At 37.0% G+C, this 506-nt stretch carries 1 pseudogene; it reads left to right on the forward strand.

Going from position 1 to position 506, the window contains the following annotated elements:
- Nucleotides 1–224 precede the first annotated feature (224 nt).
- Nucleotides 225–506: pseudogene (locus BCT81_RS02100) on the forward strand (hypothetical protein); the annotation flags it as partial.

Consider the following 506-nt stretch of genomic DNA (forward strand, 5'->3'; position numbering starts at 1 on the left):
CTCGTAAAATAATGAAAAAAAATGCAAGTGATTGATTTTAATTTCTTTTTTGTTTTTTTAGGTTTGTTTTTAGTTTATTTGACACGCAGGATAATCTTTTGCAATCTAGACCTCGAAATTTAGTGACGGTGATTAACCAACAAAGAGTGGTAATGACCAGTCACCATAAATAACAGGGAACCGGGCAAGGATCTCCCATTCTTAGAAAAGGCAGTGGATTTATTATGAAAAAGACTCTATTAGCGTTAGCTATCGCAGCTACAGCAACTTCTGTTAATGCAGCAGAGATTTACTCTAACGACGATACAAAAGTGAGCCTGAAAGGTGAAGTAGATATTTACCTTAAACAGTCTGAAGTTGATCAAACTAAGTGGGAAAAAGACGGCAAAGACGCTGATGGTAATGACACGTTTAAAGCAGTTGACACTACCGAAAAGAAAGAGCTTGACGTTTCTACTTGGGCTAAAATTCAGCTAGACGCAGAGCAAAAACTAAATGACCAGTTC

It is taken from the genome of Vibrio sp. 10N.261.52.A1 (assembly GCF_002876325.1).
Lineage (GTDB): Bacteria > Pseudomonadota > Gammaproteobacteria > Enterobacterales > Vibrionaceae > Vibrio > Vibrio chagasii.